General features: G+C 69.0%; 19 protein-coding genes. 12 read left to right on the top strand and 7 right to left on the bottom strand.

Going from position 1 to position 21,045, the window contains the following annotated elements:
* Nucleotides 1-10 precede the first annotated feature (10 nt).
* The 4 genes from sigE (at nt 11) to tatB (ending at nt 3,120) form a co-directional block, all read left to right on the top strand.
* A complete protein-coding gene (gene sigE / locus ACFWNN_RS14000; RefSeq protein ID WP_382440275.1) occupies nt 11-613 on the top strand; it encodes an RNA polymerase sigma factor SigE in 603 nt (200 codons plus the stop codon).
* A complete protein-coding gene (locus tag ACFWNN_RS13995; RefSeq protein ID WP_382440274.1) occupies nt 610-1,140 on the top strand; it encodes a zf-HC2 domain-containing protein in 531 nt (176 codons plus the stop codon). The genes sigE and ACFWNN_RS13995 overlap by 4 nt, the downstream gene beginning before the upstream one ends.
* Before the next feature lie 64 nt (nt 1,141-1,204).
* The gene (locus ACFWNN_RS13990; protein WP_382440273.1) at nt 1,205-2,725 is read left to right on the top strand and encodes a trypsin-like peptidase domain-containing protein; all 1,521 of its coding nucleotides are present in this window, start codon (nt 1,205-1,207) and stop codon (nt 2,723-2,725) included.
* 17 nt (nt 2,726-2,742) lie between these two features.
* A complete protein-coding gene (gene tatB, locus ACFWNN_RS13985) occupies nt 2,743-3,120 on the top strand; it encodes a Sec-independent protein translocase protein TatB (protein ID WP_382440272.1) in 378 nt (125 codons plus the stop codon).
* A 706-nt stretch (nt 3,121-3,826) separates the two neighbouring features.
* Here the strand turns inward: tatB and ACFWNN_RS13980 are convergent.
* Nucleotides 3,827-4,972, bottom strand: coding sequence for an Mrp/NBP35 family ATP-binding protein (locus ACFWNN_RS13980; RefSeq protein WP_382440271.1), 1,146 nt, complete (start codon nt 4,970-4,972; stop codon nt 3,827-3,829).
* A 103-nt stretch (nt 4,973-5,075) separates the two neighbouring features.
* On the opposite strand from ACFWNN_RS13980, the gene ACFWNN_RS13975 reads away from it, so the two are divergent.
* Together ACFWNN_RS13975 and ACFWNN_RS13970 are read left to right on the top strand one after the other, a co-directional pair.
* Entirely contained in the window at nt 5,076-5,543 is a 468-nt protein-coding gene (locus ACFWNN_RS13975; RefSeq protein WP_382440270.1) for a MarR family winged helix-turn-helix transcriptional regulator, read from the top strand.
* A 4-nt stretch (nt 5,544-5,547) separates the two neighbouring features.
* Entirely contained in the window at nt 5,548-5,946 is a 399-nt protein-coding gene (locus ACFWNN_RS13970; RefSeq protein WP_382440269.1) for an NUDIX domain-containing protein, read from the top strand.
* Here the strand turns inward: ACFWNN_RS13970 and ACFWNN_RS13965 are convergent.
* Genes ACFWNN_RS13965 through ACFWNN_RS13945 form a run of 5 tightly spaced genes read right to left on the bottom strand, consistent with a single transcriptional unit; the run spans nt 5,936 to nt 9,300 of the window.
* The gene (locus tag ACFWNN_RS13965; protein WP_382440268.1) at nt 5,936-6,343 is read right to left on the bottom strand and encodes a hypothetical protein; all 408 of its coding nucleotides are present in this window, start codon (nt 6,341-6,343) and stop codon (nt 5,936-5,938) included. The two genes, ACFWNN_RS13970 and ACFWNN_RS13965, sit on opposite strands and share 11 nt — an antisense overlap.
* Before the next feature lie 38 nt (nt 6,344-6,381).
* A complete protein-coding gene (locus tag ACFWNN_RS13960) occupies nt 6,382-6,867 on the bottom strand; it encodes a DUF1003 domain-containing protein (protein WP_382440267.1) in 486 nt (161 codons plus the stop codon).
* A complete protein-coding gene (locus tag ACFWNN_RS13955) occupies nt 6,860-8,113 on the bottom strand; it encodes a magnesium transporter MgtE N-terminal domain-containing protein (RefSeq protein WP_382440266.1) in 1,254 nt (417 codons plus the stop codon). The genes ACFWNN_RS13960 and ACFWNN_RS13955 overlap by 8 nt, the downstream gene beginning before the upstream one ends.
* Nucleotides 8,114-8,128: 15 nt before the next feature.
* The gene (locus ACFWNN_RS13950) at nt 8,129-8,968 is read right to left on the bottom strand and encodes an aminoglycoside phosphotransferase family protein (protein WP_382440265.1); all 840 of its coding nucleotides are present in this window, start codon (nt 8,966-8,968) and stop codon (nt 8,129-8,131) included.
* A complete protein-coding gene (locus ACFWNN_RS13945) occupies nt 8,965-9,300 on the bottom strand; it encodes a hypothetical protein (RefSeq protein WP_382440264.1) in 336 nt (111 codons plus the stop codon). Before ACFWNN_RS13945 ends, ACFWNN_RS13950 begins: the two co-directional genes overlap by 4 nt.
* A gap of 111 nt (nt 9,301-9,411) precedes the next feature.
* Here ACFWNN_RS13945 and ACFWNN_RS13940 point away from each other — a divergent pair, with 111 nt between their 5' ends.
* On the top strand, nt 9,412-10,371 hold the full coding sequence (locus ACFWNN_RS13940) for an HpcH/HpaI aldolase/citrate lyase family protein (protein WP_382440263.1): 960 nt from the start codon (nt 9,412-9,414) through the stop codon (nt 10,369-10,371).
* 147 nt (nt 10,372-10,518) lie between these two features.
* Nucleotides 10,519-10,695 (top strand): hypothetical protein, encoded by a 177-nt coding sequence (locus tag ACFWNN_RS13935; RefSeq protein WP_157513054.1) that lies wholly within the window; start codon nt 10,519-10,521, stop codon nt 10,693-10,695.
* Nucleotides 10,696-10,715: 20 nt separating this feature from the next.
* Here ACFWNN_RS13935 and ACFWNN_RS13930 read toward each other — a convergent pair whose 3' ends face one another.
* Complete coding sequence (locus tag ACFWNN_RS13930; protein WP_382440262.1) at nt 10,716-11,120, bottom strand: DUF4190 domain-containing protein; 405 nt, start codon at nt 11,118-11,120, stop codon at nt 10,716-10,718.
* A gap of 200 nt (nt 11,121-11,320) precedes the next feature.
* Here ACFWNN_RS13930 and ACFWNN_RS13925 point away from each other — a divergent pair, with 200 nt between their 5' ends.
* The 4 genes from ACFWNN_RS13925 (at nt 11,321) to ACFWNN_RS13910 (ending at nt 21,043) form a co-directional block, all read left to right on the top strand.
* Entirely contained in the window at nt 11,321-12,517 is a 1,197-nt protein-coding gene (locus ACFWNN_RS13925; RefSeq protein WP_382440261.1) for an acyl-CoA dehydrogenase family protein, read from the top strand.
* Nucleotides 12,518-12,607: 90 nt separating this feature from the next.
* Complete coding sequence (locus ACFWNN_RS13920) at nt 12,608-13,429, top strand: hypothetical protein (protein ID WP_382440260.1); 822 nt, start codon at nt 12,608-12,610, stop codon at nt 13,427-13,429.
* A 47-nt stretch (nt 13,430-13,476) separates the two neighbouring features.
* Nucleotides 13,477-14,076 carry a hypothetical protein gene (locus ACFWNN_RS13915; RefSeq protein WP_382440259.1) on the top strand — a complete coding sequence of 200 codons (600 nt, stop codon included), beginning with the start codon at nt 13,477-13,479 and terminating at the stop codon, nt 14,074-14,076.
* 211 nt (nt 14,077-14,287) lie between these two features.
* A complete protein-coding gene (locus ACFWNN_RS13910) occupies nt 14,288-21,043 on the top strand; it encodes a LamG domain-containing protein (RefSeq protein ID WP_382440258.1) in 6,756 nt (2,251 codons plus the stop codon).
* The last annotated feature ends 2 nt before the right edge of the window (nt 21,044-21,045 follow it).

The raw sequence follows: 21,045 nt of genomic DNA, 5'->3' as shown, positions 1-21,045 counted from the left end.
GGCGGCCCACATGGAGGTGCCGAAACACCTGATGCGCACGCAGTCGAGTTCAGCTGAGGCCGTCGCTCCCATCGAGACGGCTGACTGGACGCCGCCCTCGTGGGACTCCATCGTCCGCGAGCACGCGGACAGGGTCTACCGGCTCGCGTACCGTCTGACCGGCAATCAGCACGACGCCGAGGACCTGACGCAGGAGACGTTCATCCGCGTGTTCCGGTCGCTCGCGTCGTACAAGCCGGGCACCTTCGAGGGGTGGCTGCACCGCATCACCACCAACCTCTTCCTCGACATGGCACGCCGGCGCAGCCGCGTGCGCATGGAGGCGCTGCCCGAGGACAACGACCGCCTCGAGGGTGACGACCTGTCCCCCGAGGAAATCTACGACGAGAACCACCTCGACCCCGATCTGCAGGCCGCGCTGGACGAGCTCCCCCCGGAGTTCCGCGCCGCTGTCGTCCTGTGTGACGTGGAAGGTCTCTCCTACGAGGAGATCGGTGCCACGCTCGGGGTGAAGATGGGTACCGTGAGGAGCAGGATCCATCGGGGCCGCCAGGCCCTGAAGGTCGCTCTCGAACGGCGTCGTCAGGAATCGTTGCTGGAGGACTCTGCATGACCGACCTCCGTGGTTGGAGCCTTCCTGAAGGGCACCTCGCGCTGGACGCGGTGGTGGCGTTCGTGGACGGGGAGCTTTCCTCGACCGCCCACGAGCGAGCCTCCGCGCACATCCAGCGTTGCGGGTTCTGCGCCTTCGAGACGTTCACGCAGCAGCAGGCGCGCGCGGCAGTGCGCACCGCTTCGGCGCCCACGGCGCCGGCGTCGCTTCTCGACCGGCTCGGCGCGATCCCCCAGGAAGTCGAGCTGCCGTCCGCTCCGGACGGGCTCGCGATCACGGAGGACGGCCAGTTCGTCGCGGTCCAGCGCACCGACAAGCCCGCTTTCGGCACGGGCCCGGTGCTGGGTTCCTCCAGACCGTTGGGCAGCAACGGCTGGTTCAGCGGCCGTCGCGCCCGCCAGGGAGCCGGGGTCGTCGTGAGCGGCATGCTGCTCGGCGCGCTCGCGTTCACGACGCCCGACAGCGAGGCGCCCGCGCCCGCCCCGTCGCCGCAGAACGCCGGCGCGATCTTCGCGACCACCCCCTGACAGCCATTTCACTGTTCGTGAGGCACGCTGTAGTTCAGCACTCCTAGCGAAAAACCGGGGAGAGATGAGCCAGCAGTCGCCCAACGGCCAGACGTCCACACCCGTTTCCGGAGTGGACGACGGAGCGCACCGCAGGCTCCGGCCACGGCCCCTGGTGCAGCCGCCGGTCGACCCCGCGTACGCCACCGCCTTCGGCCGCCCGGACGGTGTACCCGGCGCGTTCGCCTCGCGCGACGTGCCCGTCTCGCAGGTCGAGTCCTCGCCGCCGCCCCCCGAGTCCCTCGTGACGGCGTTCGGCCGCCAGGGCTCCTCCGAACTGCTGCAGCGCCCGCCGCAGCCCACTTCCGACCCGGACCCGGACATCGATCCGGTGTTCTGGGGCGACAAGCCCGCCGGTGACCCGTGGCGAGACCCGACGTCCGGCGCCGTGATCGGCCCGCCCGCCGTCGGCGAGGACCCACCCGGTGAGCCCGAGCGCAAGCCCGCCCCCGGCCCCCTGCTGAGCGTCCCGGAGCTGCTCTTCGGCCGCCGCGTGAAGCCGACGGCGCTGGCGTTGCTGCTCACGGTGGCGTTGGTGCTGGGCGCCGTCGGTGGCCTGGTCGGCTGGCTGATCGGCCGAGCCGGCAACCCGCTGACCGACTCGACGGTCACCCTGGCCGAGGTCGAGCAGGGCAAGGAACGCCCGGCCGGCTCCATCTCGGACATCGCGAAGCGCGTCACCCCGAGCGTCGTCTCGATCGAGTTCAAGGGCGCGAACGTCGCGGGCGTCGGCTCCGGCGTCGTCATCGAGGGCGGCGGCTACATCCTGACCAACGACCACGTCGTCGCCCCCGCGGCCCAGGACTCGTCCGCGAAGCTGAGCGCCGTCTTCACCGACGGCACCCGCGCGCAGGCCCGAGTCGTCGGCCGCGACCCGAAGACCGACCTGGCCGTCATCAAGGTCGAGGTCACCAACCCGACCGTCCTGCAGTTCGGCAACTCGGACGAACTCCAGGTGGGCGACAGCGTGATCGCCATCGGCTCCCCGCTGCAGCTCTCCAACACCGTCACCGAGGGCATCGTCTCCGCCCTGCACCGCCCGGTCACGGCGGCGGGCGAGAACGGTGGCCCCCAGGTCACCTACGACGCGATCCAGACCGACGCCGCCATCAACCCGGGCAACTCGGGCGGCGCACTGGTCGACTCGCGCGGAGCCCTGATCGGCATCAACTCCTCGATCCGCACCGAGACCGGCGGCTCCGTGGGCCTCGGCTTCGCGATCTCCGGCAACCAGGCCCGCAAGATCAGCCAGGAGCTGATCCGCAACGGCTCGGTGAAGCACGCCGACATGAACATCAACGTGAAGTCGGTGTCCGCCGAAACCTCAGAAGGCGCCCAGGTCCAGAACGTCCCCGCAGGCGGAGCAGCAGCGGCCGCCGGCATCCAGGAGGGCGACGTCATCACCAGGGTCGGCAACCGCATGGTCCGCAACGCCGCCGAACTGGTCGTAGCGGTCCGCGAGCACGAAATCGGTCAAACGGTGCAGGTAACGCTTGCCCGCCAAGGCCGTGAACTCAAACTCGACGTGACGCTGAAGAGCGACTGACAAGTAGGCTGGGACCCGTGTTCGACAGCATCGGATGGGTAGAGATCCTCATCATCGTCGTCGCGGGTCTCTTCATCCTGGGGCCCGAACGCCTGCCGTCCGCGGCAGCCTGGCTGGGCAAGACCGTGCGCCAGGTCCGCGAGTACGCGACCGGCGCGCGCGAGCAGCTCAAGCAGGAGATGGGGCCGGAGTTCGAGTCGCTGCGCAAGCCCTTGGAGGACTTGCGGGAGCTGCGGAACTTCGATCCCAAGCGGGCGGTGGCCAAGCACCTGTTCGAGGAGCCGGAGAACGGGACCAAGTCGAACGGGTATCCGACGCCTTCGACGCCGCCTGCGGCGGAGCAGCGGCCGTTGGGGCCTGGGGAGCGTCCGCCCTACGACCCGGACGCGACCTGAGTCGTAGTTGGGTTGCGTCCGGGTCGTCAGTGCGGTGGCTGTGTCACGTCGCCAATGCGGTGGTTGCGTTTGGTGCAAAGACTTTGACGAGCCGGGTCATTTCATCGCCGCTGACGCGTCGATAGAGATTGGGGCTTGACTTCGGGGCCCTTGCGAGGCGCTTGTCGGCCTATAAAAGCCGGGCTGAAAAGCGCCCGGCCGATCCGCGAGGGTAGCACCTCGCACCCAAAGTCAAGCCCCAATCTCCAGCGTGCGTGGCTGAGTTTGTGCAGGCACGTCACCACACCGCTCTATCAGCGATGCACAGGAGTCACGCCTCGCCTTCGGCATTGCGTTGAGAACCTGGGCGGGCCGAGCGGGACGAGGTCAGGCGAGGCAGACGAGCCACCTGGCCTCGCGCAATGCCGAAGGCGAGGCGTCCCTCCTGGCTCATCACGGCAACCGGTAATGACGTGACGTGCCCGCCCAACGTGCCCACGCTGCAAAGAGATTGGGGCTTGACTTTGGGTGCGAGGTGCTAGCTTCTCGAGCTCGGCCGGGCGCTTTTCAGCCCGGCCTTTTCCGGCCGATGAGCGCCTCGCAAGGGCCCCGAAGTCAAGCCCCAATCTCTATCGTCGCGCAGCGGCGATGACGAAACCAAAGCTCGTCGAAGTCTTTGCACCAAACCAAGCCACCGCATTGGTGACCCGAAACCGACCTGGGACCGTCAGCGCCCGGCAGGCGACACGTTCAGCAACCGCCCAGCCAGCCCACGCGACCGCACCGACAGCTTCTTCGCCACCTCGGACAGCACCTGAGCCGCAGCCGAGTCGGGCACGGCCTGCACGATCGGCGTGCCGGTGTCCCCGTTCTCCCGCAACCGGGGGTCCAACGGCACCTGCCCGAGCAACGGCACCTCAGACCCGATCGCCGTGGACAGCGACTCGGCCACCGCCGCACCGCCACCGGCCCCGAAGACCTCCATCCGGGACCCGTCCGGCATCTCCAGCCACGACATGTTCTCGATGACCCCGGCCACCCGCTGCCGGGTCTGCAACGCGATCGACCCGGCCCGTTCGGCCACCTCGGCTGCGGCAGCCTGAGGCGTGGTCACGACCAGGATCTCGGCGTTCGGCACCAGCTGGGCCACCGAGATCGCCACGTCGCCGGTGCCGGGCGGCAGGTCCAGCAGCAGGACGTCCAGGTCGCCCCAGAACACGTCGGCCAGGAACTGCTGCAACGCGCGGTGGAGCATCGGGCCGCGCCACACGACGGGGGTGTTGCCCGGGGTGAACATGCCGATCGAGATGACCTTCACGCCGTGCGACTGCGGCGGCATGATCATCTTCTCTACCTGCGTGGGGCGGCCTTCGGCGCCCAGCATGCGTGGGATCGAGTGGCCGTAGATGTCGGCGTCGACGATGCCGACCGACAAGCCGCGAGCGGCCATCGCCACGGCGAGGTTCACGGTGACCGAGGACTTGCCGACGCCGCCCTTGCCGGACGCGACGCAGTAGACGCGCGTCAGCGAGCCCGGCTGGGCGAAGGGGATGACCGGCTCTTCGGTGCCGCCGCGCAGGGTCTTGCGCAGTTCGGTGCGCTGGGCGTCGCTCATGACGTCGAGGTCGACGCGCACGGACGAGACGCCTTCCAGGGCGGAGACCGCGGCGGTGACGTCAGCGGTGATCTTGTCGCGCATCGGGCAGCCCGCGACGGTCAGGAAGACGCCGACCACGACGGTGCCGTCCGTGCCGACCTCGACGTCCTTGACCATGCCGATCTCGGTGATCGGGCGGCGGATCTCGGGGTCCTGCACACCCGCGAGCGCCTTGCGGACGTCCTCGACGGTGGGGCGGGGCTGCGTGGTGGTCACCGATCCATGCTACGTCCGGTTCGTGCCTCTCCTACCGGCCGGTCACTTTCCAGCACAGGCCCTGGTCGTAGCCACGGGGGCGCTGTCCGTAACATCGACGTCCGTGCCGGAATCGGGTAGTTCCCGGTTGCCCACCCGTGTCGAGCTCGGGGTGTGGCGATCGTTCCTCCGCGCGCATGCACGGATCACGAGGGTCCTCGAGGCCGAACTGATTGCTGAGCAGCGCCTATCGCTCGCGGCGTACGACGTGCTGGTTCAACTGGCCGAGACGCCTTCCATGCGCATGCGCATGACCGAACTGGCCGATGCCGTCCTGCTGTCCCGCTCTGGCGTGACCCGCCTCGTGGACCGTTTGGAACGTGCTGGTCTTGTCGGGCGCGAACGCGCCGACGGTGACGGACGCGGCATCGTGGCCGTGCTCACACCTCTGGGCGCCGAACGTCTGCGCAGTGCCTCCGCCACCCACCTCGCCGGCGTCGCCGAGCACTTCGGGGAGAGCTTCGGCCCCGGTGAGCTCGAGGCGTTCGGCCGCACGTGCGACCGCCTCGCCGCGGACGACATGCTCCCGTGACCCCATGATCACGGTGGTGGGACTGGTGCACGTCGAGGCTGGCCGCCTCCTCGTTGTGCGCTCACGCAACAAGAAGGCCTTCTACCTTCCCGGCGGCAAGATCGAGCCGGGGGAGTCCCGTGAGGACGCCGTCCGCCGCGAGGTCCGGGAGGAGCTCGGCGTCGAGATCGGCGCACCGGCGGAGTTCAAGCGCTACGTCTCGCTCGCGTACGGCGAGGGCGAAGGCGCGATGGTCGACATGACCTGCTTCACGGCCGCGCTCGAAGGCACGCCGAGGCCCGCCGGGGAGATCGCCGAGCTCACCTACGTGACCCGCGACGAGTACCGCGAGCACGCCGAGACCGCTCCCGCGATCCACGAGGTGCTGGACGACCTGGTCGCGAGCGGACAGGTCAGGCCGTGAGCCGCCGCGCTTCCGCCAGCACGTCGGCGTCGATCTCCGCGTCGCTCCGGTCGCCGCTCTCGTAGTCGTCGTCCAACCAGGAAAGCCCGGTCGTGAGGTCGATCCAGGCGTACCCGAACTTCTCGTACGGCCACTTCGCCAGATCCCGCGGCGCCAGCTCTCCCGTGAGCGCGCGCCGGGCCTGAGCCCGCAGCGCTGCCTCCTTCGCCGCGACGGTGCCCCGTTCCAACGGGTCGAGCCCGAGCTCCGGCAGCACCTCCCGCAGCCGGATCGGCACCTCGATGTCGGCCTCCCGCCGAGACACCGCGGCCAGCACGGCCAGCGACGGCGCGGGCACGTCTTCCACCACCAGATCGCAGGCGGCGAACACGACGTCCCACGCCGACTTCTCCTTCACGCACCACAACGCCACGACGTCGTGGAACGCCTCGACCGTCAGGGCCTGACCTTCTTCAGGTTGTTCTGCTCCTTCACGAGCTTCTCCAGCTCGCCCCGGATGAAGTCGCGCGTCGCCACCTCGCCCAGCGCGAGCCGCACCGCGGCCAGCTCACGGGCCAGGTACTCGGTGTCCGCCTTGGTCTGCGCCGCCCGCGACCGGTCCTCCTCCAGCGACACCCGGTCCCGGTCGTCCTGCCGGTTCTGCGCCAGCAGGATCAGCGGCGCGGCGTAGGCGGCCTGCGTCGAGAACGCCAGGTTGAGCAGGATGAACGGGTACGGGTCCCAGCGCAGCGACACGGCCACGAGGTTCACCACGATCCACGCGACGACGATCAGGGTCTGCCAGAACAGGAACTTGCCCGTGCCGAGGAACCGCGCGAGCCGTTCGGAGAACTGGCCGAACGTGTCCGGGTCGATCGAGAAGCGGAAGCCGCGCGGGCCGCGGGGCTGGTCGAGTCTGCGCCGGGGCAGCAGTTCAGGCATGGCTCAGTCCCGTCTCGCGCCAGTTGTCCGGCAGCAGGTGGTCCAGCACGTCGTCCACGGTGACGGCGCCGAGCAGGTGCTCGTCCTCGTCCAGCACCGGGGCGCACACCAGGTTGTAGGTGGCGAAGTAGCGCGTCACGTCGCTCAGCGACGCCCCGGGCGACAGGAACGCCATGCTCGTGTCGAGCACGCCGGCGACCAGGTCGAACGGCGGTTCGCGCAGCAGCCGTTGGATGTGCACGCAGCCGAGGTAGCGGCCGGTCGGGGTCGCCGACGGCGAGCGGCACACGAAGACCATCGACGCGAGCGCCGGCGTGAGGTCGGGATTTCGCACTCGTGCCAACGCTTCCGCGATCGTCGCGTCCGGCGTGAGGATGATCGGTTCCGGGGTCATCAGGCCGCCGGCGGTGTCGAACGAGTACTCCAGCAGCCGCCGGACCGGTTCGGACTCCTCGGGTTCCATCAGTTCCAGCAGGCGGTCCTTGGTGTTCTCCGAGAGTTCACCGAGCAGGTCGGCAGCGTCGTCCGGGTTCATCGCCTCGAGGATGTCCGCGGCGCGTTCCTCGTCCAGGTGCGACAGGATGTCCTTCTGGTCCTCTTCGGACAGTTCCTCGATCACGTCGGCGAGCCGCTCGTCGTCCAGCGCGTCGGCGACCTCGTGCCGGCGCTTGGCCGGAAGTTCGTGCAACGCGTGGGCGACGTCCGCCGCGCGCATGCCCTCGAAGACCGCGACGAGCTGTTGCGCGCTCTGCGGCTGGCCCGCGATCTCGTTGACGCTCAGGCCACCGACGTCCTCCCAGCGCCACACCTGCACCGGGCCCTTGAGGCTGAACCGGCCGGTGCGCTCGCGGCCCGCGACGCGCACCATCCGCCAGTCGCGGGTGCGGGTGAGCTCCATCGCGGCGTCGACGACCACGGCCGTGCCGCCGTCCTCGAGCTGGATCTTGGCGTCCAGCAGTTCGCCGATCACCAGCACCTCGTTGACGCGCTGGTGGAACGGCCGCAGGTTCACCGACCCGGTCGCGAGCGTCACGGCGTTCGGCTCGATCGACGTCACCCGCAGCATCGGCACGAAGATCCGCCGGCGCGTCACCAGCTCCACGGCCATGCCGAGCACCCGCGGCGGCTGCCGGTCGATGCGGAGGCTGATCACCACGTCGCGGGCCTTGCCGATGGGTTCGCCGTCGGGACCGAACACGGGCAGTCCGGCCAGCTGAGCGATGTAGATCCTGTTCACAGCCACCACAACGACCAGGCTAGATCAGGAACCTGCCGCCCACCCGGCGATCTCGGCGCAGATCACGGCCTCGTCCTCGTCTTCTTCCTCCAGGCACCAGATCCAGTTCGCGACGGCCCGGTACAGCGTCCAGTCCCGTGCCTTCGCCACGTCCAGCTCGCCCGCGTCGCACAGCGCGAGAAAACGGTCGGTGAGTCCCTTTCGACCGTCCATCTCGTCGAACCTGTTCCACAGCAACGGCAACATGCCGCGCTCCAGATCGCCGGCCAGCGGCTTCGGGTCGATCATCAGCCACGGCTCGCGGTCGCCGCGCAACACGTTCTCGTAGTGCAGGTCCGCGTTGACCAGGGTGCTGCCCATCGGCCGGGTGGCCACCTCGTGTGCGGCGTCCAGGAGCTTGCGCGGCACCGCGGGGTGGTGGTCCGGCAGCTCGCTGCGGAACCGGTGGATCTCGGCCGGCGCCTCGAACCTCCGGTGGCGGCGCAGCAGCGAGCCGATCACGTCGACCGCCTTCTCGATCGGTTCGTCGAGCAGCGAGTGCGTGTGGTCCAGCCGTTCCAGGAGCAGCGCGCCGAGTTCCGCGTCGTGGTCGAGCAGCAGCACGGCACCGTCACCGTCGTAGATCTTGAGTGCGAGCGGCTCGTGCTCGGTCTCGGTGTCGACCCAGGTCAGCTTGAGCACGGCCGGGTGTCCGTCGGCCTGGCGGACCGGCAGCACGACCGCGCAGAACCCGTTCATCAGCGCGCCGTCCGGTGTGAGCCGCCATCGCGCGCAGGCCTTCGTGGCGAGCTTCGGCAACGACGCCACCCACTCGGCGGCGCCCTCGCCCAGGCCTTCGCCGAAGCCTGCCGGCGCGGTGATCACGAGCTGAACTCCAGTCGGTACACGGCTTCCCACTCCGGTTTCGTGTTGAGGCGGGCCGTCTTCAGGGCCAGCGCGGTCTCGTCGTCCGGCTCGGTCAGGTGCGCGACGGCCTGGGCGTCGACGAGGTGCGAGTGCGTGCTGGGAGAGCGCACGGTGACGGTGACCTCCGCGCCGTCGCTCAGGGGCGCCGTCGGTTCGGTGCCGCCGGAGATGACCCACAACGCGTCGGCGCGCCAATGTGCGTGGACCAACCGCGGCTCGTGGCCCGGTGAGGTGATCCAGACGGCGGCGGCCTTGCGCAGCGCCGAGTCCAGGATTCGAGTGATCTCCACCGGTTCAGCCTGCCACGCTCCTGTGAGACCGGACTCATGGAACATGCGCCCGGAGTTGATGCGTGCCACTGTGGCGCTCATAGTTACCGGCCGGTACGAGGAGGTACTCCAGTGGTCGACCAGCAGCGTCCCCGTCGCTCGTGTCTGGCGGTCCCGGGATCCAGCCAGAAGATGATCGACAAGGCCCGCACGCTGCCGGCGGACCAGGTGTTCCTGGACCTGGAGGACGCCTGCGCCCCGCTGGCCAAACCGGACGCCCGCAAGACCATCGTCGCGTCGCTCAACGAGGGCGGCTGGGGCGACAAGGCCCGCGTCGTGCGCGTCAACGACTGGACGACGGAGTGGACCTACCGCGACGTCACCGAGGTCGTCGAGGGCGCGGGCGCGAACCTCGACTGCATCATGCTGCCGAAGGTGCAGACGCCCGAGCAGGTCGTGGCGCTCGACTTCCTGCTGACGCAGATCGAGAAGACCATGGGCTACGAGGTCGGCAAGATCGGCATCGAGGCGCAGATCGAGAACGCCCTGGGCCTCAACAACGTCAACGCGATCGCCACCGCGTCCCCGCGCGTCGAGACGATCATCTTCGGCCCGGCGGACTTCATGGCGTCGATCAACATGAAGTCGCTCGTGGTCGGTGAGCAGCCGCCCGGCTACGACGTCGGCGACGCCTACCACTACATCCTGATGCGCATCCTGATGGCGGCGCGGGCCCACGACAAGCAGGCCATCGACGGCCCCTACCTGCAGATTCGCGACGTCGACGGCTACAAGCGCGTCGCCGGCCGGTCCGCCGCGCTGGGCTTCGACGGCAAGTGGGTGCTGCACCCCGGCCAGATCGAGGCGGCCAACGAGGTCTTCAGCCCCAAGCAGGAGGACTACGACCACGCAGAGAACATCCTCGACGCGTACGAGTTCTACACGTCCGAGGCGGGCGGCAAGCGGGGCGCGGTGATGCTCGGCGACGAGATGATCGACGAGGCCTCGCGCAAGATGGCGTTGGTGATCTCCGGCAAGGGCCGCGCCGCGGGCATGGCGCGCGCGAACGTGTGGACGCCGCCGGAGGACTGAAATCCGTTACTGATTGTGCCCTACTTCACCCCGAATATTACTGGACGTGTTTGACCGTCACGGGTTGCGTTCAAAACGGGTGAAGTGGGGCACAATCCGTGACGAGAGTTTGCGATCAAGCCCCGCCTCGGGTGCATGCTCTTCGTCATGTCACGTTCGAGTAACGGCAAGGCGAGCAGACGGTTGCGGCTCTTCAAACGCCGCGAGGACGACCTGCTGGAGCGCAGCTTCCGCAGCTGCCCCGGCTGCGCCGCGGACGTCCACGTGTTCGCCGACGTCTGCCGCCACTGCGGTGGCGCGCTGGAGATCGCCCTCGCCGGCTGAGCCGGTCGCCGCGCGGGCCGTCAGTTGTAGGTGCCGCTGACCGCCGCGAGGATCACGAAGACGTAGAACGCCAGGTAGGCGAGCCAGCCGACGATGACGAAGTAGCCGATGATGATGCCGGCGAGCGCCAGTCCGTGGCCTTCCTCCTCGCCGCGCTTGATCTTGGCCATCGCGATGTGGCCGAAGACGACCCCGACGATCGACGAGACACCGCAGGTCACGAAGCCGGCGATGCCGAGCACCAACGACACGATCGCGTTCGTCTGCGGCTTGGGCATGGGCGGTGGGTAGCCGTAGCCGTACGGCTGGCCGTAGGGGCCTGGCTGTCCGTACGCGCCTGGCTGGCCGTAAGGCTGTTGCTGGCCGTAGGGCTGCTGGCCGTACGGGTCACCCGGCTGCTTCGGGTTGTAAGGGTCGTAGGTCATCGTGCTCCCCCTGGACGTGTGAGCCGGGATCTTAAGGTCGCGTGTGCAAGTTCGTCGCGCGTGGGTGCGTGATTACACCTGTCAGGGATGCTGTTTCGGTACAGCTGGTTCCGGCGTGTTGCGGAGAGCACACCGCGGTCGCAAACGAGCGTTAACCGGTCCATACTCGCCGGTAACCTCAGCCTTGGAAGGGAAGTGCGATGGCGCGCCTCGCCCAGACCGCGGGTCTCACGGACATCCAGGAAGAAATCCTCGCGACCGTGCGCACGTTCGTGGACAAGGAGATCATTCCGCACGCCCAGACGCTGGAGCACGGGGACACGTACCCCGCCGACATCGTCGACGGCATGAAGGAGATGGGCCTCTTCGGCCTGACGATCCCCGAGGAGTACGGCGGCCTCGGCGAGTCCCTGCTGACGTACGCGCTGGTGGTCGAGCAGATCGCGCGCGGCTGGATGAGCGTCTCCGGCGTCATCAACACGCACTTCATCGTGGCGCACATGCTCAAGCAGCACGGCACGCCCGAGCAGAAGGAGAAGTACCTGCCGCGGATGGCCGCGGGCGAGGTGCGCGGGTCCTTCTCCATGTCCGAGCCCGAGCTCGGTTCCGATGTCGCCGCGATCCGCACGCGCGCCGTGAAGGGCGAGTCCGGTTACACCATCAACGGCCAGAAGATGTGGCTGACGAACGGCGGCACGTCGAACCTGACCGCCGTGCTGGTGAAGACCGACGAGGGCGCCGAGAAGCCGCACCAGAACCTCACGACGTTCCTGGTCGAGAAGCCCGAGGGCTACGGCGAGGTCCTGCCGGGCCTCACCATCCCCGGCAAGATCGACAAGATGGGCTACAAGGGCGTCGACACCACCGAGATGGTGTTCGACGGCTTCGAGATCGCGGCGGACCAGGTGCTCGGCGGCGTGACGGGCCAGGGCTTCCGCCACATGATGGACGGCGTCGAGGTGGGCCGCGTGAACGTGGCCGCGCGCGCGTGCGGCATCGCGATCCGCGCCTTCGAGCTCGCGATCGAGTACTCGCAGCAGCGGAAGACGTTCGGCAAGGCCATCGCCGAGCACCAGGCCATCGCCTTCAAGCTCGCCGAGATGGCGACGAAGGTCGAGGCCGCGCACCTGATGATGGTGAACGCGGCGCGCCTGAAGGACTCCGGTCAGCGCAACGACGTCGAGGCCGGCATGGCGAAGCTCATCGCCTCCGAGTACTGCGCCGAGGTCACGCAGGAGTCGTTCCGCATCCACGGCGGCTACGGCTACTCCAAGGAGTACGAGATCGAGCGCCTGATGCGCGAGGCCCCGTTCCTGCTGATCGGCGAGGGCACGTCCGAGATCCAGAAGACGATCATCAGCCGAGGCCTGCTCCGCGACTACCAGTCTCGTGGTTAGACGAAGTTCTCGGTTAACCCGTTAGGGGCCAATCTTTCACGGGACTGGCCTCTAACGGTTTTTGGTTGAGGGTCATAGGGTTCGCTCACTTTGAGCACAGATCTGACGCTTCCGAGACCTGTGTCGCCGCCGCACGTCGTCCGCCTGGAGCTGGACACGTTCTCCGGTGTCGACCGCCCCGCGCTGGCCGGCTGGTTCGGCACGCTGTTCACCGACCTGCTCGCGCCGCTCTGCCCGGCCTCGATCGACGAGCTCGTGGCGGTGGCGCGCGACTACCACCCGTCCGACACAACGCCCTGGGGCCCGCCGGGATACGCCCGGCTGAGGCTCTCCACGGGCGAGTTCACCCGATCGTCGTGGACGGCGGCCCTGGACGACCTGCCGTCGTTCCTGCGCGTGCAGCTCGTCCAACTCGACTCGCAGGGCCTGCCGCTGCCCGACGACGGCTGGTGCGCCGAGATCCTGCTGAAGGACGACCCGGAGTTCCCGCACCAGGTCGTCGTCACGGCCTCGCGCAGGCTGTTCGGCGGCTGGATCTCCCATGCGGTGCAGGGCGAGTGGCTGTCGGCGTTCCGCACCGGCGCGTCCCTGGTCCAGGCCTCGGGCGGCTGGATCACGCTCGACCGGGTGGGCGTGCGGACCGCGCACGAGGTGTCCGTCGGCGTGGGCCTCGACGAGTCGTTGTTCATGGCGGCGGAGCTGGCGCGCGGGCCGCACTGGGCGACGTTGCTGGGACCACGTCAAGTCGCCGCTTTGGGTGGTGTGCAGGAGGTCTGCGCGACGGCGCCCTGCTACTCCGTTGAGCATCTCGGCGGCGGCCGCATACTTTTGCAGCTCACCGAGCACCTGGACGAGGTGCCGTCGGACGTGCTCGGGAAGTTCGCCGAGTTCCTGGCGCCGGTCCTGCACTGAACGGCGCTGCCAGGCGGGATGCGCGTTCGTTTGGGACCCTGTCGTTCGTGAGGCCTTCACCGAAAACCGACGTGCTCATCGCCGTGGACACCGCCCTGCGCCCGACCGGCTTCGTCCGCCGAGGCCACGCCTGGCTCCAGGAACGCGGCGACGGCGTGGCGGGCTGGCTCGGGTTCGGCGTCTCCGGCGCGCTCGACCTCACCCCGCTGGTCGGCGTCTGCTTCCGCCGCTACGACGAGGTGTGCCGCACGCTCGGCGTCGGAATCCCCGTCACACCAATGGTTTCGACGCCGCTCGGCGCGTTGATGGGGGAGAAGCCGGTGTGGCACTGGAACTTCTCGCCCGGCGGCGACCACGGGCCGGTCGCTTCCTCTTTGGTGGCAGCGTTTCTGAAGTTCGGCAAGCCGTACGTGGACAAGTACGCGAAGTGGGAGACGGTGGCGCGCGAGCTCGTCGCGAAGCCGGAGTCGTTGCTCGACTTCGAACGGGCGCGCAAGCTCGCGATCATCCACGTGCTGAACGGCAACGCCGGCGCGGCGGGCGAGGTGCTGAAGAAGGAACGCGAGCGGGTGGCTGACAGCAGGGACGTCTACGCGCGCTCGTATCGTGCGTTCGCGCACCGGTTCGAGCTGGTGTTCACGTCCTAGAACATCGAGCATGCGTTCGATGTAACGCGGATCTGCCGGTGTCAAACGACCTGTTCAGGTGTGGAATGTCCGGACTCACACTTCGCTCACACGTGACCACCGTCACCCATTCGGACTATAGGTATTCGGGCTGCCTTTTGTGACGATTCCGCCCGTTGATGTTTAGTCCGCGTGTTGTCGGGGGACATGCGCGCGACCCTGGGGGATCCACTTGTCCGACCGCCGAGAGGCGGCCAGGCTGTCATGCCTGCGCGCGCCCAGAAGCATTGCCGGGGCGTTGCTGGCGGTGACGATCGCGGCCACCGCCGTCGTCGTCACCGCGAGCGCGCCGAAGGCTCCGACCGTCGCCGCCCCGATCACCGAGGCCCCGGACACCGGCACGGCCCTCGTGGCCGCTCGCGCCCAGGGCACCGAGGTCGAGGCGCTGAACATGCGCACCTCGACGCGTGAGGTGTTCGCGCAGCCCAACGGTCAGCTGAAGGCCCTTCTCTCGACGGTTCCCACGCGCGTGCAGCGCGACGGCGAGTGGACGTCGATCGACACCGCACTCGAGCCCGCCGACGGCAGGGTTCAGCCCAAGGCCACCGAGGTCGGCCTCGCCTTCTCGGACGGCGGCGTGAACGAGCCGCTGGTCAAGCTCAGCAAGGCGGGCAAGACGTTCGAACTGAGCTGGCCCGGCACGTTGCCGAAGCCCTCGCTCGAAGGTTCGTCCGCCCTCTACTCCGAGGTCCTGCCCGGCGTCGACCTGCGGATGGTCGCCCGCAACGACGGCTACCAGCAGCTCCTCGTCGTGAAGAACAGCGACGCCGCCAAGGAGGTCGCGCGCGTCAAGTTCGGCGTGAAGACCGACGGCCTCACCCTCAAGGCCGGGGAGAACGGCGCGTTCGACATGGTCGACACCGCCGGCGCCAAGGTGTTCGAGGTCCCCGCGTCGCTGATGTGGGACTCGAAGAAGCCGGTGCACCCGGACGTCCCGCGCACCGACCAGCAGGTCGTGGGCGTGGAACTCGCGGACGGCTCGCTCACCCTCGTGCCGCCGCTCGCGATGTTCAGCGACCCCGCGACCGTCTACCCGGTGTACGTCGACCCCGCGCCGCACACCGGCACGAACGACGGCTGGACCACGGTCTACGACGACGGCACCGCCGCGATGCGCAACGGCACGCACTGGAACGGCTGGGACACCCAGGCCGAGGACACGAACGCCTGGTGGATCGGCATCAACCCCACCGCGAGGTCCGGCCAGGCCTACGGCTGGAACCTGAAGACCAGGACGTACTTCCAGTACAACACCAGCTTCCTCGCGAACAAGGACATCTCGTCCGCACGCCTCGACGTCGCCGTCGTGCACTCGCCGACGTGCAACGTGACGCACACGCACAGCCTGTTCCAGTCCCAGTGGGACGTCGGCTCCGGCACGAACTGGGCCAACCAGCCCGCCGACTGGGGCGTGATCAGCAACCTCGGCATCCCCGCCGTCTACAGCAACTGCTCCGGCCACAAGTACCTGTCGTTCACCTCGAACAACTTCCCCGCCCAGATCGACAAGGGCGGCAACTCGACGTTCTCGATCCGCGCGGGCAACGAGGGCGACCAGAACTACTGGCGCAAGTTCAACCCCAACGAGTCCAAGCTCGTCATCTACTACAACGGCACCCCGAACACGCCGGACAACCCGTTCACCGAGCCGGACCCGGTCGCCTGCGCCAACTGCGGCGGCATGCCCTGGGTGGGCAGCTCCACGATCACCCTCAAGGCCACCCTGTCCGATCCGGACGGTGACCAGGTCAACGGCGTCTGGGACGTCTACGACGACGTGGTTCCAGGCGACCCGGCGAAGCAGAACAAGCGCGTGCTCTCCTCCGGTCCGCACGGCTCGGGCTCGATCGGAGCGCGGGAGGTCTCGCTCGCGAACGTCGAGAACGACCGCCTGGTCACGTGGTACGTGGCGGCCTCCGACGGCCAGAAGCAGGGCGGTTACCGGCTCGGCAACAAGCAGTTCCGGATCGACCGCGTCGCGCCCGTGAACGCGGCGGACGTCTCGAGCCTCACCTACCCCGAGGACGGGCGCTGGCACGGCGGCACGACGGTGGCGGGCAAGTTCACCTTCACCGCCAAGGACGCTGACATCGACAGGTTCGACTACGGCTGGGACCCGCAGATGACCAAGTCGGTCAACGCGGACCGGCTGGGCGGCACGGCGACCGTCACGCTCACGCCGGAAGGCGACGGACCGCGCGACCTGTTCGTGCGCCCGAGGGACAAGGCGGGCAACCCCGGTCCGGTCCGGACCTACCACATCTACGTGCGCGCGGGCAGCGGCGCGATCGCCCAGTACGCGTTGGACGGCAACGTCAACGACAGCGCCTACCTCGGTGACCGGCACGGCACCACGCACGGCACCGCGACCTACACCTCGGGCCCGGTGGGATCGGCGTTGAGCCTCGACGGCTCGGGCGCGCACGCCACCGCGCCCAACGTGGTGCGCACCGACACGAGTTTCTCGGTGTCCGCCTGGCTGAAGGTGGACCGCGTCGACGGGTCCTGGGGAACTGCCGTCTCCCAGGACGGCACCACCACCTGCGGGTTCTGCCTGCGCTACGAGGGCGGCAGCAAGCGTTGGGTGTTCCTGATGCCACATCAGGACAACGGTCCCGGCACCGGCGTGGTCTTCGTGAGGTCCGTCGAAGAACCCACCGAAGGCGCGTGGACCCACCTGACCGGCGTCTACGACTCCGACAACCGCCAGGTCAAGCTGTACGTCAACGGCGAGCTCCAGGGCACCTCGGCGGCGAGCACCACGCCGTGGAACGCGGCGGGCGTCCTGCGCATCGGTCAGGGCAAGGCCGGCACCGGCAGCGACACCTGGTGGCGCGGCGGCATCGACGAGGTCCGGATGTACGACCGCCCGTTGACCGAGGCCGAGGTGCGGGCCGAGGTCCGGCGCGACAACGTCCAGGCCGCGCACTGGCGGTTCGAGGACGACCCCTCCACCGCGGTCGCCCGCAACTCGACGACCAACGGCGAGTCCGCCACCCTATCCGGCGGTGTCTCGTTCTTCGAGCAGCGCCCGCAGCCGAAGAACCAGGCCGTGCGGTTCGACGGCTCCGGCCAGATCCGCACCACGGGCCCGGTCGTGCGCACGGACAAGAGTTTCACCGTGTCGGCGTCCGTCACGCTCGCCGACACCAACGGCCCGATGACCTTGCTGTCGCAGGACGGCCCGGACTCCAGTGGTTTCGTGCTCCAGCAACGGGACGGGCGCTGGCAGTTCGGCATGACCGAGGGCAACGGCCAGACCGGGTGGAACGTGCTGGCGCAGACCGCGCCCGGTAGTGCCGTCGCAAACACCCCGACGCACCTGACCGCGACGTTCGACTCGGGCACCAAGAAGGCGACCCTGTACGTCAACGGCGGCCCGCCCGCGGTGAGCGCGGCGGCCACCAAGCCGTTCTGGGACTCGGCCGGCCCGTTCGTCATGGGCAACGACCAGCAGGGCAACGCGCTGCGCGGTGACCTCGACGACGTCCGCGTCCACAGCAGGGTGCTCGCCGCCGACGAGGTCGCGGACATCGTGAAGCTCGACGCCGACCCGGTCCGCCAGTGGCGGCTCGACGGCGACGGCGTGGACTCGTCCGGCAACAACGGCGGCCTGACGCTGGGCAACCCCGTCGAGTGGGTGAGCGGGCAGAGCGAGAACTCCGACCCGAAGGACCTCGCCGTCCGCCTGACCGGCGTTCCGGGCGCGTCCCTGAACGCGGGCCACGCGGTCGACACCTCGCGCAACTTCACCATCAGCGCGTGGGCCCGCCTCGACAAGGTCGTCACCGACCGCTACCCGGCCGTGCTGTCGCAGGACGGCAACGCGGTCAGCGCGTTCCAGCTCCAGGCCACGCCGGACGGCCGCTGGGCGTTCGCGATGTTCAGCAAGGACCAGACGAACGGCGGCAGCACCTGGCCGCGCGCCATCGGTTCGGTCGCACAGCTCGGCACGTGGACCCACCTGACGGCCACCTACGACGCCGGCCGCGACCGGATGACGTTGTACGTCAACGGAGTCGAGTCCGCGTCCGCCACGAACCCGGACGCGTGGGACAGGCCGGACGGCCGGTTCCAGATCGGCCGCGCGCAGTGGAACGGCGCCGACGTGGACCGGTTCCCGGGCGCGATCGACGACGTCGAGGTGCACAACCGCGTGCTGTTCGGGGACGAGATCGCCACCAAGGCCGGCCGTGACCTGAACCTCGCGCACAAGTGGCAGTTCGACGAGAGCGCGGGCACCAACGCCGCGGACTCCGTGGGAGGCAAGGCGGGCACGCTGACCAACGCCGCGTTCGGCGTCGGCCGGCTCGGCAACGCCGCGACGTTCAACGGCACCAACGCCGACATCTCGACCGGCGCTGTCGCCCGCACCGACCAGAACTTCACCGTGTCGGCCTGGGTCCGGATGCCGGAGGAGTGCACCGCGAACTGCAAGCGGGTCGCGGTGAGCCAGGACGGCGAGCACAACAGCAAGTTCCGGCTCGGGTTCATCAAGGACCGCGACCACATGGGCAACTGGGTCTTCGAGATGACCGAGGACGACACCGACGCCACCAGGGTCACGGTGGCCGCGGTGTCGGCGCAGGTCGACGACTTCACCGAGTGGGTGCACCTCGTCGGCGTGTACGACCGCGCCTCGAAGCAGGTGCTGCTCTACGTGCAGGGCAACCGCGTCGGCGACGGCGTGGTCAACTCGACCTGGCAGGCGAACGGCGGCCTGCAGATCGGCCGGGCGAAGCTCCGCAGCGCTCCCGCCGAACGCTGGAAGGGCTCGATCGACGACGTCCGCTTCTACACCGGCGCGCTGGACAACGAGGGCGTGTTCGGCCTCTTCCGGTCCTACCCGGAGAAGGACCAGCCGGCAGCGACGCTGCCCGTCGCCGACGCCGGTCACTGGAAGCTGAAGGAGAGGGCGGGCACCACGGCGGCGGACAGCAGCGGCCGGAACAACACGGTCACGTTCAGCCCCGGCTCCGGCTGGGTCGGCGGACCGACGGGTGGTGGCACGTGGCTCAACGGGTCGAACCAGGCGGGCGAGACCACCGGGCCGATCATCGACACCTCGCGCAGCTACAGCGCCTCCGCCTGGGTCTACGCGGAGAGCGGCATCACCGGCAACCGGTCGATCCTGGCGCAGGACGGCACGTTCGACAGCTCGTTCGTCCTGTCCTACAACGGGGACTCGGGCCGATGGGCGGTCGTCGCGCCGCAGAAGGACGAGCAGGGCGGCTCGGCCACCGTGCTCGTCTCGTCCGAGCCCGCGCAGTTCGCCCGCTGGACCCACCTCGCCGTCGTCTACGAGGCCAACCCTCAGAGTTCTGCCCTGAACAGGTTGAGCCTGTACGTCAACGGCGTGCTGTCGGCCGTGCAGATCGGCGTGGTCGGCTGGAACGCCACCGGTCCGTTCACGATCGGCCGCAGCAAGTGGGACGGTGTCAAGGGGAGCTGGTGGTTCCGGGGCGTCGACGACGTCCGGGTGTTCAGCCGTGCGCTGACCGCGGGTGAGGTCGGCAAGGTGCACGACGACATGCCGCCCAACGAGTTCGGCTTCTACGACTTCAACGGCAACAACGCGAACGACGGTTCGTGGCGGGCGAACCACCTGACTCCGTCGAGCGGGACGTCGTACGTGCCGGGTGTCTTCGGCTCGGCGATCAAGTTCGACGGGAACGCCTCCGCTCCGGCCCAGGCGTTCGGCGTGAACTCGCGCGACAGCTTCACCGTGCAGGCGTGGGCCCGACTCGACGACGACAAGCGGACCTACACGGTGCTCAGCCAGGACGGCAACCGCGTGAGCGGCTTCGCCCTGCAGTACCGCGCCGAGTCGAAGCGGTGGTCGTTCGGGACGCACGTCCAGGACGCCGACGCGGCGCCGATGACGAAGGCGCTCTCGGCGTCCGAGGCGGTGCCGGGCCGATGGACCCACCTGGCCGGCGTGTACGACCACGTGGCGGGACAGCTGCGCCTCTACGTCGACGGAAAGCTCGCCGGTACCGAGAAGGCCCAGACGTGGAACTCCGAGGGCCGGCTCGTGGTGGGCAGGGCCAAGGCGCAGGGCGCGGACGCCGACCACTTCGCCGGTCTGATCGACGAGGTGCGCGTGCAGAAGGGCATGGCTCCTGAGGCCCGCATCCTCGCCAACGCCTCACGCCCGTTGCCGGCGGCGGGCCAGCTCGGCCGCTTCCTCAACGACAAGGGCGAGCACTACACCGGTCCGACCGACGTGCCCGCACTGCCCGGCTACCGCTTCGAGACGCCGCGGGGCATGACCGTGCCGCCGACGGACCCGAACACCGTCCGCCTCTACTCCTGCAAGCAGGGCGAGGACCACTTCACCGCGGTCCAGGCGGACTGCGAGGGAGCGACGCTGCTGAGCGAGATCGGCGCGATCTACTCGGTCAAGCCGACCAACATCCCGGTCATCGGCCTCTACCGCTGCTCCAACGGCGTCCAGAGGTTCGACTCGACGGCGGAGAACTGCGAGGGCTCGACCGTCCAGAAGCAGCTGGGCTGGGTCCGCGCCTACACGGTGCTGAGCCGTCACATCAACGGCCAGTGGCCGACCGACCACTGGAGCTCGCCGCACACCACCGCGCCGGGCTACTACCGCGAAGGACCGCTCGGCATCACGTTGCTTGTCGACATCCCCGGCCAGACGGCGAACCTCAACATCTGCCAGGACGGCTCGGACGTCTACACCTCGCTCGACGCCAACTGCGACGGCAAGACCCGCATCTCGGGCGGCGGCCGCGTCTACACCTCACCGCCCGCGGGCCTGGCGTCCAAGCCCCTCGACCGCTGCAAGCAGACGGGCATCCCCAACCTCAACCGCTTCGACTCGGTGACGGGCTGCGGCACCCACGAGCTCCAGCAGCGCCTGGGCTACGTCCTCGAGTCCGCGCCCACCGTCGTTCCGACCTTCTGACC

Source organism: Lentzea sp. NPDC058450, assembly GCF_042721395.1.
In the GTDB taxonomy this organism is placed as follows: domain Bacteria; phylum Actinomycetota; class Actinomycetes; order Mycobacteriales; family Pseudonocardiaceae; genus Lentzea.
Note: the sequence above shows the minus strand (reverse complement) of the source record. Positions and strands in the feature narration are given on the sequence as shown.

What these genes read in the sequence shown, in the direction of transcription:
- ACFWNN_RS13930 (WP_382440262.1), bottom strand. Translation starts at nt 11,120, where the DNA reads ATGACCTACGACCCTTACAACCCGAAGCAGCCGGGTGACCCGTACGGC.
- ACFWNN_RS13995 (WP_382440274.1), top strand. Translation starts at nt 610, where the DNA reads ATGACCGACCTCCGTGGTTGGAGCCTTCCTGAAGGGCACCTCGCGCTG.
- sigE (WP_382440275.1), top strand. Translation starts at nt 11, where the DNA reads ATGGAGGTGCCGAAACACCTGATGCGCACGCAGTCGAGTTCAGCTGAG.
- ACFWNN_RS13925 (WP_382440261.1), top strand. Translation starts at nt 11,321, where the DNA reads ATGGCGCGCCTCGCCCAGACCGCGGGTCTCACGGACATCCAGGAAGAA.
- ACFWNN_RS13970 (WP_382440269.1), top strand. Translation starts at nt 5,548, where the DNA reads ATGATCACGGTGGTGGGACTGGTGCACGTCGAGGCTGGCCGCCTCCTC.
- ACFWNN_RS13960 (WP_382440267.1), bottom strand. Translation starts at nt 6,867, where the DNA reads ATGCCTGAACTGCTGCCCCGGCGCAGACTCGACCAGCCCCGCGGCCCG.
- ACFWNN_RS13990 (WP_382440273.1), top strand. Translation starts at nt 1,205, where the DNA reads ATGAGCCAGCAGTCGCCCAACGGCCAGACGTCCACACCCGTTTCCGGA.
- ACFWNN_RS13935 (WP_157513054.1), top strand. Translation starts at nt 10,519, where the DNA reads ATGTCACGTTCGAGTAACGGCAAGGCGAGCAGACGGTTGCGGCTCTTC.